The organism is Burkholderia sp. YHN3-13, assembly GCF_055810675.1.
In genome coordinates, this window is sequence record NZ_JBVVNQ010000002.1 from 140,695 (window position 1) to 154,552 (window position 13,858).

Annotated in this window: 14 protein-coding genes; 5 read left to right on the forward strand and 9 right to left on the reverse strand. The window is 67.3% G+C overall.

Translation table 11 applies throughout. From position 1 onward, the window contains the following. Window positions 1-207 precede the first annotated feature (207 nt). Both AC0KUR_RS05545 and AC0KUR_RS05550 read right to left on the reverse strand, forming a co-directional pair. Window positions 208-1,095 carry a hypothetical protein gene (locus AC0KUR_RS05545; protein WP_034189477.1) on the reverse strand — a complete coding sequence of 296 codons (888 nt, stop codon included), beginning with the start codon at window positions 1,093-1,095 and terminating at the stop codon, window positions 208-210. Between the two features lie 13 nt (window positions 1,096-1,108). Beyond that, window positions 1,109-1,540: a hypothetical protein gene (locus tag AC0KUR_RS05550; RefSeq protein WP_154233769.1), complete on the reverse strand. Its 432-nt coding sequence runs from the start codon at window positions 1,538-1,540 to the stop codon at window positions 1,109-1,111. 1,098 nt (window positions 1,541-2,638) lie between these two features. On the opposite strand from AC0KUR_RS05550, the gene AC0KUR_RS05555 reads away from it, so the two are divergent. Together AC0KUR_RS05555 and AC0KUR_RS05560 are read left to right on the forward strand one after the other, a co-directional pair. Beyond that, a complete protein-coding gene (locus AC0KUR_RS05555) occupies window positions 2,639-2,947 on the forward strand; it encodes an ArsR/SmtB family transcription factor (RefSeq protein ID WP_034189475.1) in 309 nt (102 codons plus the stop codon). An 81-nt stretch (window positions 2,948-3,028) separates the two neighbouring features. Next, window positions 3,029-4,090 (forward strand): alkene reductase, encoded by a 1,062-nt coding sequence (locus AC0KUR_RS05560; RefSeq protein WP_473375509.1) that lies wholly within the window; start codon window positions 3,029-3,031, stop codon window positions 4,088-4,090. A gap of 18 nt (window positions 4,091-4,108) precedes the next feature. On the opposite strand, the gene AC0KUR_RS05565 is transcribed toward AC0KUR_RS05560, so the two are convergent. After that, entirely contained in the window at window positions 4,109-4,636 is a 528-nt protein-coding gene (locus AC0KUR_RS05565) for a GNAT family N-acetyltransferase (protein ID WP_059556752.1), read from the reverse strand. An 83-nt stretch (window positions 4,637-4,719) separates the two neighbouring features. Here AC0KUR_RS05565 and AC0KUR_RS05570 point away from each other — a divergent pair, with 83 nt between their 5' ends. Then, the gene (locus AC0KUR_RS05570; RefSeq protein WP_034189472.1) at window positions 4,720-5,331 is read left to right on the forward strand and encodes a LysE family translocator; all 612 of its coding nucleotides are present in this window, start codon (window positions 4,720-4,722) and stop codon (window positions 5,329-5,331) included. Window positions 5,332-5,382: 51 nt separating this feature from the next. Beyond that, complete coding sequence (locus AC0KUR_RS05575; protein WP_367188593.1) at window positions 5,383-6,339, forward strand: alpha/beta hydrolase family protein; 957 nt, start codon at window positions 5,383-5,385, stop codon at window positions 6,337-6,339. Here AC0KUR_RS05575 and AC0KUR_RS05580 read toward each other — a convergent pair whose 3' ends face one another. Beyond that, window positions 6,340-7,260, reverse strand: coding sequence for a phosphatidylinositol-specific phospholipase C (locus AC0KUR_RS05580; protein WP_156444737.1), 921 nt, complete (start codon window positions 7,258-7,260; stop codon window positions 6,340-6,342). It lies immediately after the preceding gene. A gap of 6 nt (window positions 7,261-7,266) precedes the next feature. On the opposite strand from AC0KUR_RS05580, the gene AC0KUR_RS05585 reads away from it, so the two are divergent. After that, window positions 7,267-8,289 (forward strand): LacI family DNA-binding transcriptional regulator, encoded by a 1,023-nt coding sequence (locus tag AC0KUR_RS05585; protein ID WP_473375510.1) that lies wholly within the window; start codon window positions 7,267-7,269, stop codon window positions 8,287-8,289. A gap of 32 nt (window positions 8,290-8,321) precedes the next feature. Here the strand turns inward: AC0KUR_RS05585 and AC0KUR_RS05590 are convergent, their stop codons facing one another. The 5 genes from AC0KUR_RS05590 to AC0KUR_RS05610 all read right to left on the reverse strand — a co-directional run bounded on the left by AC0KUR_RS05590 (window position 8,322) and on the right by AC0KUR_RS05610 (window position 13,830). Further along, window positions 8,322-9,209, reverse strand: coding sequence for a carbohydrate ABC transporter permease (locus tag AC0KUR_RS05590; RefSeq protein ID WP_176730099.1), 888 nt, complete (start codon window positions 9,207-9,209; stop codon window positions 8,322-8,324). Then, window positions 9,179-10,048, reverse strand: a complete 870-nt coding sequence (locus AC0KUR_RS05595) for a carbohydrate ABC transporter permease (protein ID WP_034189469.1) — start codon at window positions 10,046-10,048, stop codon at window positions 9,179-9,181. Before AC0KUR_RS05595 ends, AC0KUR_RS05590 begins: the two co-directional genes overlap by 31 nt. Before the next feature lie 34 nt (window positions 10,049-10,082). Continuing rightward, a complete protein-coding gene (locus AC0KUR_RS05600) occupies window positions 10,083-11,321 on the reverse strand; it encodes an ABC transporter substrate-binding protein (protein WP_473375511.1) in 1,239 nt (412 codons plus the stop codon). Between the two features lie 195 nt (window positions 11,322-11,516). Then, window positions 11,517-12,725 carry a porin gene (locus AC0KUR_RS05605; RefSeq protein WP_034189467.1) on the reverse strand — a complete coding sequence of 403 codons (1,209 nt, stop codon included), beginning with the start codon at window positions 12,723-12,725 and terminating at the stop codon, window positions 11,517-11,519. 166 nt (window positions 12,726-12,891) lie between these two features. Further along, window positions 12,892-13,830 carry a helix-turn-helix domain-containing protein gene (locus tag AC0KUR_RS05610; RefSeq protein ID WP_034189533.1) on the reverse strand — a complete coding sequence of 313 codons (939 nt, stop codon included), beginning with the start codon at window positions 13,828-13,830 and terminating at the stop codon, window positions 12,892-12,894. Between the last annotated feature and the right edge of the window lie 28 nt (window positions 13,831-13,858).

Genomic DNA, 13,858 nt, shown 5'->3' on the forward strand with positions numbered 1-13,858 from the left:
CAACCGTGGGATAAAGCGACCGCCGCCGTTATCGGCGGCTTTTGTGTGGGTGTCATTGCCATAGTGTTGGCTAAAATTGTTCCGCCCGCTGCACAGGATCGGTAGCAGGCGAGGAACAGAGCGTGTGTGATCGGATCGCGTGTCTCGACATTCGCCGCTTTTCAGCGCTAGGAGCGGGAAGCGCGCGTCTGGCGCGAGTTCCCCCAGTCAGAGCCGTACAGACATCTTCCGCACTGGGTCGTGGATATCAACGGCGAATCCCTCCGGAAAATCGATCTGGAATCGCGCCTTGAGTTCCAGCTCCTCAGCTTCGCGTAGACCGAGCATTGCGCGGATCGACACTTCTCGTTGCTGGATTGCCGTCTCCAAGTACTCGACCTGCCTGAGCAATTGCATCTGATACAGAAAGTCGATTCCGCCGTCGCCGTTGCTCATGACGCCGCCGCCAGGCGGATAATACACCGTACCGTCCGACACGGTGACACCGGCATTGACCCTACATCTTCTCAGTTCCGCATGTTTTTCCGCGGTCAGCGCACTTCCGCCTGCGCGCAGCGTTGGCGTCTCCATAAGGTCCGGCCAGTGGCGATGCAACATATCGACGAGCTGGGTCTGGGTCCAGACAAGAGGCGCAGTCTCGCGATTGTGGCTGGTCGCAACGAGAAAATAGACGGCGTCCGGGCGCACCATCGCGAAGGCGACTTCATCCGTTCGGGCGACGAACCCCTTGCGTTCTTTATGACGAACGGCGCCAAGGTGGAAGTGATGGATGCCCCAATCGTCGAGCAGTGCGTCGCGCGTCCTAAGCCTCTCGATGCGCGTGCTTAGCCATGGGCGGAGAGTCATCCCGCTTTCGATCGCACGCGCCAGCGCCTGAAAACCACCGTGATGCGTAACCGGTACGGTGAATTCCGGGGCGAGAACGACCCGGCGCGGCCGTGCGGCGGGCAGGCGGCGCAGCGCCTGAAGCAGCAGCATCAGGTATGGCGCTGCGGTTTCGCGCACTTCGCCGGCGGCTTTCGGATGGTAGCCTAGGTCCTCGAACTGCTTGTCGATGTGCGCCAGGAGATCGGCCCGAAAATTGGTCCTGATCATGTCGCAGCGTGGTCTAGTTCAGCACGATCGCCTGCATTTCCTTGACTGCGACCTCCGCCCAAGCGTCGAGGGTAAAGGTTTCGAGCGCCGCCTGGATCTCGGCCACCCAATCCGGGTGTGCGGCCTGCCACTTCTGGATGCGCTCCGTGCTGCGAAAATCGAGGCGGTGCGCGATGTCGCTGTTCAGCACCTTCGCCGGCACACTTGCCGCGACGAAGCGTGCGTTGCCGGGGTGGGCCCGTGCGAACATTTCGACCACCGCATTCAGGTCCTGCAGCTGATGTGCGCGCGCCAGATCCGAGAGAAGCGTGAGAGTCGCGCCGGACGGCGTCGTAAATTCCGGCGAGTCCTGCAGGCCGATCGCCTCCAAGGCGCGGTCGACCACAGCCGCGGGCGTATTGCGTTCGCGGCCAATACGCCGCACGTCTTTTGTAAGGCGTTCCATTCGAAGTTGCTCCGAAAAATTTCTGATTTCCTGTACGTCGTCCCGTGACGCAGCCCAGACCCGTACTTCAGTCCATCCTGCTTCGAGTCTCGCCGCGCGCTGTGCGCTCACGCGCGCCTTCCCTGGAGTTGCCATTGCACCCTTTTCGTTAGTACCTAACGCAATAACTGTCGTGAGAAATTTACGCGTGTGTAATGCCACCGTCAACCGTCGGAACGACTTTCGGTTGAATAGAGCGCACCGTTTCGCGTCATTCGCGGTATGCGGCCGCCACGACCAGACCGATGACGCGCAGCCATCTTCGGAAAGGGGTACTGAACTGAATGAGGCGGCTGCGCCACGAGGCGAGGCAGGCTGGCCGCCGGCGGTGACGCCGCCAGCTAATCCCGCCGGCCGACGATCGACACAACATCAGCTGAAATTTAGACACAACTTTTGTGGTGTGAGCGGCCGCGCACGCGGCGGCTTCGCCCATGTCCAGAAATGAGGGGTAACATAGCCCTTACTATGTTCCCCTTCAGTTCTCGCGATTGAGCGCCACAACGTCGACGAGATGTCACACGGTCCTGTAAGTCTGCCGTCGCCGCAAAAAGGGCCTATGTTGAGCCACCCCCGTGCAGTCGGCGCGGCGCTCGTCCGTGCTCCCCCTTGGTCTTCTGTCACCCGCAGGGAAAGCGCCAACCTCAGGTCATTCAGCCGACTCACATTGAGTGGATTCCCACCTCAATTTGAAAGCCTCATGAAATGATATCGCTTTCCCTTGCCACAGCGACCTAGTACGCACATTAACGTAGAAATACTAATCAATTTTCTTGGCGGGAAACTTTTGCACGCCCCTGCTGACTCCCCAGGCCCCTAACGCAGCAGAAAATAAAGTCGATTGATATCAACCACTTATCTCACTTTTCCACATAGCGAAATACGAGGTGTGGTCTTTTTTGAACATTTCCGCCCCCTTCTCATAAGTGCGACCTTTTTTGTATGTCGACACCTATCAACCCCATTGGCAGCAGTGGTTTCAAGCATATCGTTAAATTGCGATATATGATTCGCTCATCGACGATACCCGTTTGCCGAACCGAAACACCGAGCCCTTCCATGCCGACCGAAATCGACATCGACGCAATCCTGAAAGCGCTCTCGAACCCCGTGCGCCGGGAGATCCTCGTCTGGCTGAAAACGCCCAACGAGCATTTCCCGCAACAGACGCTGCCGTACGAACACGGCGTCTGCGCGGGCCAGATCGACGCGCGCTGCGGGCTGTCGCAGTCGACCGTCTCCGCGCACCTCGCCACGCTGCAGCGCGCGGGGCTCGTGACGTCGACGCGGATCGGCCAGTGGGCGTTCTTCCGGCGCAACGAGGCCGTCATCGACGCATTTCACGACGCCATGCGCCGCGAACTCTAACCATCGGCCCAACCGGCCATGCGGGGCGCCATCGCACATGACGCGCCGGCTTCCCCGCCTTTCGAGAAGAGGTTATCTGCCATGCCTACACTGTTCGACCCCGTTACCCTCGGCGACCTGAGCCTGCCGAACCGCATCGTGATGGCGCCGCTCACCCGCGCCCGTGCGGGCACGACGCGCGTGCCGAATGCGCTGATGGCGCGCTACTACAGCGAACGCGCGTCGGCCGGCCTGATCATTACCGAAGCAACGTCGGTCACGCCGCAGGGCGTCGGCTATGCGGACACACCGGGCATCTGGTCCGACGAGCAGGTCGAAGGGTGGAAGCAGGTGACGCAGGCCGTGCATGCGGCCGGCGGGCGCATCGTGCTGCAGCTCTGGCACGTCGGCCGGATCTCCGATCCGGTGTTCCTGAACGGCGACCTGCCGGTCGCGCCGAGCGCGATCGCCGCGGGCGGCCACGTGAGCCTCGTGCGTCCGCAGCGTCCGTACGTGACGCCGCGCGCACTCGAGCTCGACGAAATCCCGGGTATCGTCGCCGCCTACCGCAAGGGTGCCGAGAACGCGAAGGCCGCCGGCTTCGACGGCGTCGAGATCCACGGCGCGAACGGCTACCTGCTCGACCAGTTCCTGCAGGACAGCACCAACCACCGCACCGACGCGTACGGCGGCCCGATCGAGAACCGCGCGCGCCTGCTGCTCGAAGTGGTCGACGCCGCGATCGACGTGTGGGGCGCCGGCCGCGTCGGCGTGCACCTCGCACCGCGCGGCGACGCGCACACGATGGGCGATTCCGATCCGGCGGCCACGTTCGGTTACGTCGCTCGCGAGCTCGGCCGCCGCAAGATCGCGTTCATCTTCACGCGCGAATCGTATTCGGGCGACCACCTGAGCCCGCGCCTGAAGGAAGCGTTCGGCGGCCCGCTGATCGCGAACGAGCAGTTCACGCTCGCCACCGCGCAAGCCGCGCTCGCCAGCGGCAGCGCCGACGCGATCGCCTGGGGCAAGCTGTTCATCGCGAACCCGGACCTGCCGCGCCGCCTCGAACTCGGCGCACCGCTCAACCAGCCGGTACCGGAGACGTTCTACGCGGAAGGCGAAACGGGTTACACCGACTACCCGGCGCTGAGCGACGCGGCCTGACGGCCAGGCAGCACGTGTTCAGGCGCGCACGTCCGCGCGCATGAACACGCGCCGCGTTTCGTCGAGGCCGAGCGCAACGTGGTGCGCGCGAATCGCGCGCAGCGTATCGTCGAGCGATGCGTCGTCGACGATGTCGAAACCGAGGCGCGCGTAGTACGGCGCATTCCACGGCGCATCGCGAAACGTCGACAGCAGCACCTGCTCGACGTGCTCCTGCACCGCGCGCGCCCTCACCTGTTCGATCAGGCGCGCGCCGATCCGCTGTCCGGCATGCGACGGCGCGACATCCAGTTCCTCCAGATACAGGCGCCGCGCGTCGAGCAGCCGGTAGAACGCGAACCCGACGCACGTCCCCTGCTGATCGACCGCGACATACGCTCGGCCGGCGTCGATGCGCGCGAGCACGGCGGCCGCGTCGGTCGGCTCGCCGTCGGCGATGTCGGCCATGCCGATTTCGCGAAACCGCTGCGCGGCGGCGACTTCCACGGCGGCCATCGCGGCCGCGTCCTCGCGCGTGGCGGGACGAATCAGGATCGATGCTGTCATGACGGCAATTCAGGCAGGCTGGAACGGCCGTCACTATAATCGATACTTCATACGTTTCGAACGTCCCACTCCCGAGGCCCGCCATGACGCTGTCCACGCTCACCGTCTTCGCCTTCGCCCTGCTCGTCACCGCGGGCACGCCCGGACCGAGCGTCGCCGCGCTCGTCGCGCGCGTGCTGACGAACGGCATCCGCGACGTTCTGCCGTTCCTCATGGCAATGTGGCTCGGCGAAGCGCTGTGGCTCACGCTCGCGGTCGCGGGGCTGTCGGCGTTCGCGCGCACGTTCGCAACGGGCCTGTTCGTGCTGAAGCTGCTTGGCGTCGCGTACCTGCTGTTCCTCGCGTGGAAAATGTGGATCGCGCCCACCGACACGGGCGCGGACGACCTGCCGCGCGGCCAGTCGCCGTGGCGCATGTTCGTCGCCGGCATGCTCGTGACGCTCGGCAATCCGAAGATCATGGTGTTCTATCTCGCACTCCTGCCGACCATCGTCGATCTCGCGCATGTCAGTGTCGCTGCGTGGGCCGAACTCGTCGGCACGATGCTCGCCGTGCTGATTCTTGCCGACTGCTTCTGGTCGCTGCTCGCATCGCGTGCACGCACGTTCCTGACATCGACGCGTGCGAAACGGATCGCGAACCGCACGAGCGCGACCGCGATGGCCTCCGCGGCAGTGGCGATCGCGACGCGGTAAGCGCTTCCGTCCGGCGCGTATCGCGGCGCCCGCCCTTGCCCGGGATTGCACATGAAAACCTGGCTATCGGCCGTCCTGCTCTGCCTGTCCGCCACGATCGCGCATGCGGCCGGCGTCAAGTTCGTCACGATTCCGGCCGACACCCGCGGCCCCGCGGTGCGGGCGGCCATCTGGACACCCTGCGCCGCCCCCGGCCGGCCGCTCACGATCGGCCCCTTCGTGCTGCAAGGGCAGCGCGACTGCCCGACCGCCGGCGACAAGCTGCCGCTCGTCGTGATCTCGCACGGCCACGGCGGCACGTTCCTCGGCCATCACGACCTCGCGGAAACGCTTGCCGACGCGGGCTACGTCGTCGCGGCGATCAACCATCCGGGCGACACGTTCTCCGACATGAGCCGCGCGGCCGATCTGAGCGACTTCGTCGAGCGTCCGGCCGACATCAAGCGCCTGGTCGACTACATGCTGGACAAGGCGCCGGATGCCGCACGAACCGACCCGACCCGCATCGGCTTCTTCGGATTTTCGCGCGGCGGCTACACGGGCCTCGTGCTGGCCGGCGCCAACCCGGATTTCGTGCATGCGGCGCTCGCCTGCCCGGACCCGGCATGGCCGATCTGCCGGCAAATCCGCGACGGTGACGTGCCGAAAGCGCCGCTGACGCACGATCCGCGCATCAAGGCCTACGTGCTCGCCGACCCGTTCGACGCATTCCCGAGCGCCGACACGCTGAAGGACGTGCATGCGCCGATCCAGCTCTGGGCCTCCGAGGCCGGCGGCGACGGCGTGGTGCCGGAAATGGCGCCCGCGCTGGCGGCCCTGCTGCCGCAGCGGCCGGAATTCCACGTCGTGCCGAATGCCGCGCATTTCGCATTCCTGGCGCCGTGCCCCGAGCAGCTGGCGCGCGACGCGCCCGACATCTGCACCGACGCAAAGGGCTTCGATCGCGCGGCCTTCCACCGGACGCTCGACGCGAAGGCGCTCGCGTTCTTCAACGCGAACCTGCGCTGACTAACAGCGAAACGCCTTGCGCCAGACGCCCTGCTCCGGCACGTGGTCGTTACATTCGATCAGCGCGCGCACCAGCGCCCAGTCGTCGTCGTCGCAGAAATCGAGCAGCATCGCGCCATGCGGGCCGCGCTGCGCGTGCAACCGCTCGGCCAGCCTCGCATGAATGCCGGGCACCCTGCCGTCGCCGTGCGCCACCACGGAAGGATTCGCGCCCATTCCCGTCCCGCTGCAGAAACTGATCGCCCAGCGGCCGCTGTCCGGCACCGGCAGGTGCGTCAGCAGCGCGTCGATCGCGCGCCACTTCCACGCGATCGATGCGGCCACCGGCACGCGATATTCGTCCTGGATCACGAACGCGCCGTCCGGATGATCGATCGTGAACGTCGCGTTGTCGGGCCACGCAGTCAGGTCGATGCCGAGCGGCCGGCCGCTGCGAAAGCGCCGCAGCAGCACGATCGCGCCGCGCACGTCGCCGAGCGCGGGCAGCGTGCCGCCGGCATGCCAGCGCAGCCGCGGGTGCCGCGCGCGATGCGCGTCGAACGTCGCGTCGAACCCGCGCGTGCACGCCTGTGCCGGCCACTCGTCCTTCACCGACATCACGATGCATTCGCGCGGATGCGCGTCGAGAAAGCGCGCACAGCTTGCCAGCACGTCGTCGAACGTCATCCCCAGCGCGATACCGCCGTGATGAATGTCGAACGCGTCGCGCACGTGCCGGCAGCGGATGTCGAGCAGCCGCACGCCGTGCGCGAGCTGCGCGTCGAGCGGCGCGCGCTGCGTGCGCACGAGCGCATCGTCGACCGTATACGCACAGGTGTCATGGCTGCCCGGTAGGGTCAGCGTATGCAGCAGCCGCGCATCGTCGAGCGCCGACATCCAGTCGGCGAGCGGCATGCACGTTTCGTGGCGCGAAGGGATCATGAATCGATGAATGACAAGGAAAGAAAACCGTGGGTGACGGCGTCGGATGTCGCGGCGCGGGCCGGCGTCTCGCGCTCCGCGGTATCGCGCGCATTTTCGCCGACGGCGAGCATCGCACCGCAAACACGCGAACGCGTGATGGCCGCCGCGCGTGCGCTCGGCTACCAGGTCAACCTGATCGCGCGCGACATGATCACGCAGCGCAGCAGCATGATCGGCGTCGTCACGGCCGGGTTCGAGAACCCGTTTCGCGCGCGGCTGCTGTCGGACCTGATGGCCACGCTCGGGCAGCGCGCGCTGACGCCGCTCGTGACCAACGCGGAAGATCCGCGCCAGGTCAGGCAATCGCTGGAACAACTGCTCAGCTACCGGATCGCGGGGCTCGTGATGACGTCCGCGTCGCCGCCGCTGTCGGTCGCGCAGCAGTACCTCGAACACCGGATTCCGGTCGTGATGATCAATCGCGAGGCGAACCTGCCGGGGGCCGATGTCGTCGTCAGCGACAACGCGGCGGGCGCCGTCCAGGCGGCGCAGCGGCTCGTGCGGGCCGGCGCGCGCCGGCTCGCGTTCGTCGGGCCGCGCGGGGCCAGCTACAGCGCGCGGTCGCGCGCCGCGGCATTCGAGCAGGCGCTCGGGCGAGGCGACGCGTTCGACGCGACGCTCGCCCGCGTGCTCGACACGCCGTCCGATACCCATGCCAGCGGGATCGACGCGGCGCGGCAACTGTTCGCCGCGAGCGAACGGCCCGACGGCGTGTTCTGCTCGTCCGACCTGCTCGCGCTCGGCGTGATCGACGTCGCGCGCAGCGAATTCGGCTTGCGCGTGCCGGACGACCTGTGCGTGATCGGCTTCGACGACATCCCCGCCGCCGAATACGACGCGTATCGGCTGACGACGCTCCGGCAGGACACGCGCGGCCTCGCGCACGCGGCGATCGACCTGCTCGCCGACCGCATGCAGACGTTCGACGGCCCGTCGCGCACGCGCGTCGTGCCGGTCGCGCAGGTGGTGCGGGACAGCTGCGCGTGACGGCGTGACATCGGGCGCGGCGCGGCCGCGCGTCACTTCAGCCCGCCCGCAAACCCGCGCAGCAGATAGCGCTGCACATAGCCGGCCACGGCCAGCGTGGGCAGCGACGCCATCAGCCCCGCGCTCATCAGGTCGCCCCAGTCGATGCCGTTCTCCGTCACGTAGCCGGCAATCGCGAGCGGCAGCGTGAAGCGGCTCGGCGTCGACACGAACAGCAATGCGATCAGAAACTCGTTCCATGCGGCGATGAACACGAAGATCGCGGTCGCGATCAGCCCCGGCGCGCACAACGGCAGCACGATCTGCACGAGCCGCCGCGCGAGCCCCGCACCGTCGATGCAGGCCGCCTCTTCGTACTCGATCGGCACTTCGCGAACGAACGCGAGCAGCATCCAGATCGCCATCGGCAACGCATAGATCTGGTACGCGAGCATGAGGCCGAACGTCGAATCGAGCAGGTGCAGCCGCTTCGCCAGTGCGAACAACGGCACCGCGATCGTGATCGGCGGCATCAGCTTCAACGCCAGCACGAGCACCAGGAACAGCAAGTCGAGCCGCGCCGGAAACCGGAGCCGCACGAGCGCATACGCGGCCGGAAACGCGAGCGCCAGCGCGAGCAGCGTCGTGCCGAAGCCGACCAGCAGCGAATTGAGCAGCGGCGCACCGATGCCGTTGGACCACACCGACGCGAAATGCTCGAGGGTCGGCGCGGCCGGCCAGATCCGCAGCGGATGATCGAGGCGTTCGAGCGTCGGCATGAAAGCCGCGCCGGCCATCCACAGGCAGGGCAGCAGCAACAGCGCGAGCGCGACGACGCGCAAACCCCACGGCACCGCGCGACCGAATGCGGCGCCCGTGCGTGGGCCCCTGACGCGTGCGGGATGCGCCGTCATGCGCGCCGCTTGCGAACCGTCTGCCATACGTACCCCGAAACCAGCACCGCGGATGCCGCGAGCATCAGCACCGACGCGGCGCTGGCCGGGCCGACGTTGAAGAAGCGGAAGCCCGTGTCGTAGATATAGGTCGACAACGTCTGCGTCGCATTGCCGGGGCCGCCGCCCGTCAGCGCATAGACCTTGTCGAACAGCTTGAACGTATCGATCGAGCGCAGCAGCAGCGCGAGGCCGATCTGCGGCGCCGCGAGCGGCAGCGTGATGTCGCGCAGGCACTGCCACTCGCTCGCGCCGTCGGTGCGCGCGGCCTCGTACAGCTCCTGCGGAATCGACTGCAGCCCGGCCAGCACGATCAGGAACGCCATCGGCGTCCACTGCCAGACGTCGACGAGCGCGAGCGACCAGAGCGCGAGATGCGGATCGGACAGCCAGCGCACGCCTTCGATGCCGAACGCCGCGAGCAGCGTGTTCAGGAAGCCGTCGAAGTTCAGCCAGTTGCGCCAGATCGCCGAGCACACGAGCGTCGACAGCATCATCGGCAGGATCGCGAGCGGCAGCGCGATGCGCCGGCCCGGAAATGCCCGCACGAACAGCAGCGCGAGACCGAAGCCCAGCGCGACTTCGGCGAGCGACGCGACGATCGTGAAGCGCAGCGTGTTGCCGAAGCCGGCCGCGAACGCGTCATCGCCGAGCACCGCGCGGTAGTTCGCGAGCCCCGTGAACGCGCGGCGCCCGGCCGAGTAGTCGACCTGACAGAACGAATCGATCAGCACCTGCGCGACCGGATACAGCGCGAGCGCGGCGAGCACCAGCAGCGCGGGCCCGAGCAGGGCGACGAACGGCAGGCTGCGGCCGAAGGACTTCATGCGCGACCTCCGGCCACCGGGTTGACGCGGGCGGTCACTTGCCGGCCGCGGCCGTCGCCTGCGCGATCTTCTGCTGCGCCTGGCGCAGCGCGGCGTCGGGGGCGGCCTGCCCGGTCAGCGCGAGCTGCAGCTGGTCGCCGAGAATGCTCTCGACCTGCTGCCAGTCCTTCACGCGCGGCCGTGCGCGGCCGGCTTCGAGCGCCTTCAGCTGATCGGGATACCAGCGGTACTGGCGCACCAGCGCCGGATCATTGAACACGCTGCGGCGGGTCGGCGGAATGCCGATGCCGGCGAGGCGCGTCTGCGTATCGCGCGCGGTCAGGTAAGCGAGGAAGTCCTGCGCGAGCTTCGCGTGCGGTGCGTCCTTCGGAATGCCCATCTGCCAGATGCCGAGCATCGGCGCCGGGCCGGCGGCCTGCCCGGGCGGCGGCTGCAGCGCGATCTGCCCGACCACGCGCGACTGCTTCGGATCGTCGAGCGCCGGCACCCACGCCGGCCACACCTCGATCGACTGCGCGGCCGTCCCGCGCTGCAGCGCGTCGCGCACTTCCGCGGCGCCGTACACGTCGACGTCCTTCGGTGCGGACGCCTTCAGCGCGAGGAACGTCTTCAGCGCGGCCTGCGCTTCGCGCGAATCGATCGTCACGTTGCCGGCTTGGTCGAACACGTCGCCGCCGTACGCCCACAGGATCGGCAGGAAGCCCGTCACGACGGGATTGCCCTTGGTCCCGCGAAACACGACGCCCGACACGCTCTTGTCCGCGCCGCCGACGGTCTGCGCGATCTTCAGCACGTCGTCCCAGTTGCGCGGCGGCTGCAGCTTGTATTTCGCGAGCAGGTCCTTGCGGTACGCGAACATCTCGACGTTGCCGACGATCGGGAGCGCGTACAGCGCACCGGCCGCGTTGCGGCCGAGCGCGACGGCGGACGGCACGAGATCGGCGTCCGCGAGCGATGCCGGCAGCGGCTTCAGCCAGCCGTTGCCGATGAATTCGGGCGCCCACGTGTCGTCCATCATCACGAGGTCGTACGTGCCGGTGCCTTCGCGCATCGACAGCTTGAGCTTCTGGTACAGGTTCGTGTTCGGCAGCTTGAGCAGCTCGATCTCGGTGCCCGGGTGCAGCTTGTTGAAGCCGGCGACGGCTTCGGCCAGCCCCTTGCCGTAAATGTCGTCGCGGCCCGCGATGACGAGATCGGCCGCAGCGGCGTGCGTGGCGGCGAAGGAAAGCGCAAGGGCGGCGGACAGCGCGCGCAGGCGGCTCAGCAAGGTCATGAGGTCTCTCTCGTTCGGCGTGGTGGCGGAGCGGCCAGGCGTTGCACACGTGTGCAACGCGGGTGACGCGGCTGGCCGCCGGATGCGAACGCCATTGTTCACGCCGATCGTTAAGAATTTGTGGCACACGGCGGGAACGGCCGCCGCCGCACCCGGCTGCCCCGCCCCGCCTGCCGCTCCGCCCCTGCGCCCCGGTCAGAAGTTCACGCGGATCCCGGCCATCACGGCCAGTTGCCGGCTCGCGTTGCTGTTCGCGAGCACCGGGATCTGCGCGTAGTTCACCGCGTTGCCGTTCGCATCGGTGCCGAGCCCCGTGCCGCTGGCGATCTGGCCGATCGCGACCGCGTACAGCGCGGTGCGCTTCGACAGGCTGTAGTTCGTGCCGACATTCACCTGATGAAAGCGCGTCGTGCCGCGCCCGTCGGTATGGGCCGCGTTGAAGATGTACGCGACGCCGCCCTGCAGCGCCGGCGTGAACATGTACGTGACGTTCAGCTCGCCGATGTCGAACGTGAACGCCTGCGTGCGCGGCTGCGCGGCGGTCGAGAAATAGCGGCTGTCGCCGAGGCGCGTATGCGTGTACGTCAACGCGACCGTCGCCGCGCCGAGCGCGACCGAGCCGCCCGCGCCGAACGCGCGCATCGAGCCCGCATCCTGCAGCAGGCAGTACATCGCGCCCGCGTTGCTGCACGCGAAATCGCCGATGTAGCCGCTCGCGCCGCCGAGCGCCGCGTCGAGCGGCTGGTGCAGGTCGAGATAGCCGACCGAGAACGCCACCGGCGCACGCGTGTACGTCGCGGCCACCGCATAACCGCGCTTCGCGGAAAAGTCGCCGGCCTGCCCGCCGAAGCTGAACGTGCCGCCGAACGTGAGCCCGTGGAAATCGGCGCTGGTGAACTTCACCGCGTTGTTGAAGTTGAATGCGGCATTCAGGTTGTCGACGTCGCCGAGATGCGAGCCGTACGGCGTCGCCCAGTTGTTGCTCGACACGTACGCGCCGAGCATGTCGGTGTACGAGTCGTACTGGCGGCCGAGACCGAGCGTGCCGATGCCGTCCTGGCGCAACCCCACCCACGCCTGCCGGCTGAACGCCGTGCCGCCCTGCAGCGCCTGCCCGTTCGCGGACAGGAACTGCTGCTCGAGCGTGAACACCGCGTCGAGCCCCCCGCCCAGCGGCTCGGCGCCCTGGAAACCGAAGCGCGACGGCACGAGGTTGCCGCCGCCCATCTGCCATGCATGGCCGCCGCCCGTGCTGCCGTCCGCACGCGTGAACTGCTGGTTCGTCGAGTAGATGATGCCGGTATCCACGGTGCCGTACAGCGTCACGCTTCCCGAGGTCTGCGCGTGTGCGTGCATGCAACCCAGCGTCGCCGCGGCTGCGGCCAGTCGTCGTCCGATTTTCATGTCCCGCCCTCTGTGTTCATCGATTCGCAGTGCAAATCGATGGCGTTGTCGATATGGGTGACGGGACTCTATCCAGCGAAAATTCAGGACCTCTATCGCAAATCGGCAAACGGTGGATTGCACTGCCCGCGACGCTGCCCGGCGGCGCCGTCGCGGGCAGCGCGCATCATTCGGGGCGCGTCGTCTGGGAAGGCAGTTCGCCGAACAGGTCGCGATACTCTCGCGCGAAATAGCCGAGATGCGTGAATCCCCAGCTCGCGGCGGCCTCGCCGACGCCGAGCTGCTGCGCCGACGTCGTGCGCAGCATGCGGCGCACCGCGTTCAGCCGGATCGTGCGCAGGTAGCCGACCGGCGTGACGTCGGCCACGCGTTGAAAACTCGTCTGCAACGTCCGGCGGCTGCAGCGCAGCGCGCGGCACAGTTCGAGCACGGTGACGGGCTCCTCGGGCCGGTCGCGCAGATGCTTCTCGCAACGGCTCACGATATCGCTGTAGGTGGCATGCGTGATGTCGCGGCGCTCGACGCCGATACCCTGCTCGAGGGCATCGAGGAACATGCCGAGCATCGCGTCGCGGAACATCTTGCGCGTGGCCGCGTGCTCGAGGTGGCCCGGGTTGCGCTGCGCGTCGTCGATCAGCGCCGACAGCCGCACGCCGAGCGCAACGCCCTGTTCGTCGGACAGCCGCGTCACGTGCCGCAGCTTGCGCGCGCCGGCCGCGCCGAATTCGGCCTCGCACAGCTCGTCGACCATGTCGGACGCCGCGCTGATCCCGACGAGCCCCATTCCTTCCGGCGTGTGGAATTCGAAATCCTCGCCGGCGCGCAGCGCGAGCAGCGCATAACCGTCGACCGGCTGGCCCTGGAAGGTACCCGCGAGCGGGACGGACAACGGCACCGCGAGCGACGTGCGCCCGGCCGGCGCAAGCCCGGTTTGCGCGACGCGCCGGTTGGTGGTTTCGCGAAAGAAGTGGAAATCGTCGTACAGCACCTGCGTGACGGTGCCCTTGAAGGGGCCGGGCGTCATCTGGCGGTAGACCTGATGCCAGCCCGCGATCGCGAGCCCGTGATCGTGCACGTCTTCGTGTGAGCGTGACTGGAACAGCATCGGCATCTCCGGTAAAACCCTTGGTCCT

Excerpts from the sequence above, each read along its gene's own strand:
- AC0KUR_RS05545 (WP_034189477.1), bottom strand. The coding sequence starts at position 1,095 with ATGATCAGGACCAATTTTCGGGCCGATCTCCTGGCGCACATCGACAAG.
- AC0KUR_RS05550 (WP_154233769.1), bottom strand. The coding sequence starts at position 1,540 with ATGGAACGCCTTACAAAAGACGTGCGGCGTATTGGCCGCGAACGCAAT.
- AC0KUR_RS05555 (WP_034189475.1), top strand. The coding sequence starts at position 2,639 with ATGCCGACCGAAATCGACATCGACGCAATCCTGAAAGCGCTCTCGAAC.
- AC0KUR_RS05560 (WP_473375509.1), top strand. The coding sequence starts at position 3,029 with ATGCCTACACTGTTCGACCCCGTTACCCTCGGCGACCTGAGCCTGCCG.
- AC0KUR_RS05565 (WP_059556752.1), bottom strand. The coding sequence starts at position 4,636 with ATGACAGCATCGATCCTGATTCGTCCCGCCACGCGCGAGGACGCGGCC.
- AC0KUR_RS05570 (WP_034189472.1), top strand. The coding sequence starts at position 4,720 with ATGACGCTGTCCACGCTCACCGTCTTCGCCTTCGCCCTGCTCGTCACC.
- AC0KUR_RS05575 (WP_367188593.1), top strand. The coding sequence starts at position 5,383 with ATGAAAACCTGGCTATCGGCCGTCCTGCTCTGCCTGTCCGCCACGATC.
- AC0KUR_RS05580 (WP_156444737.1), bottom strand. The coding sequence starts at position 7,260 with ATGATCCCTTCGCGCCACGAAACGTGCATGCCGCTCGCCGACTGGATG.
- AC0KUR_RS05585 (WP_473375510.1), top strand. The coding sequence starts at position 7,267 with ATGAATGACAAGGAAAGAAAACCGTGGGTGACGGCGTCGGATGTCGCG.
- AC0KUR_RS05590 (WP_176730099.1), bottom strand. The coding sequence starts at position 9,209 with ATGGCAGACGGTTCGCAAGCGGCGCGCATGACGGCGCATCCCGCACGC.
- AC0KUR_RS05595 (WP_034189469.1), bottom strand. The coding sequence starts at position 10,048 with ATGAAGTCCTTCGGCCGCAGCCTGCCGTTCGTCGCCCTGCTCGGGCCC.
- AC0KUR_RS05600 (WP_473375511.1), bottom strand. The coding sequence starts at position 11,321 with ATGACCTTGCTGAGCCGCCTGCGCGCGCTGTCCGCCGCCCTTGCGCTT.
- AC0KUR_RS05605 (WP_034189467.1), bottom strand. The coding sequence starts at position 12,725 with ATGAAAATCGGACGACGACTGGCCGCAGCCGCGGCGACGCTGGGTTGC.
- AC0KUR_RS05610 (WP_034189533.1), bottom strand. The coding sequence starts at position 13,830 with ATGCTGTTCCAGTCACGCTCACACGAAGACGTGCACGATCACGGGCTC.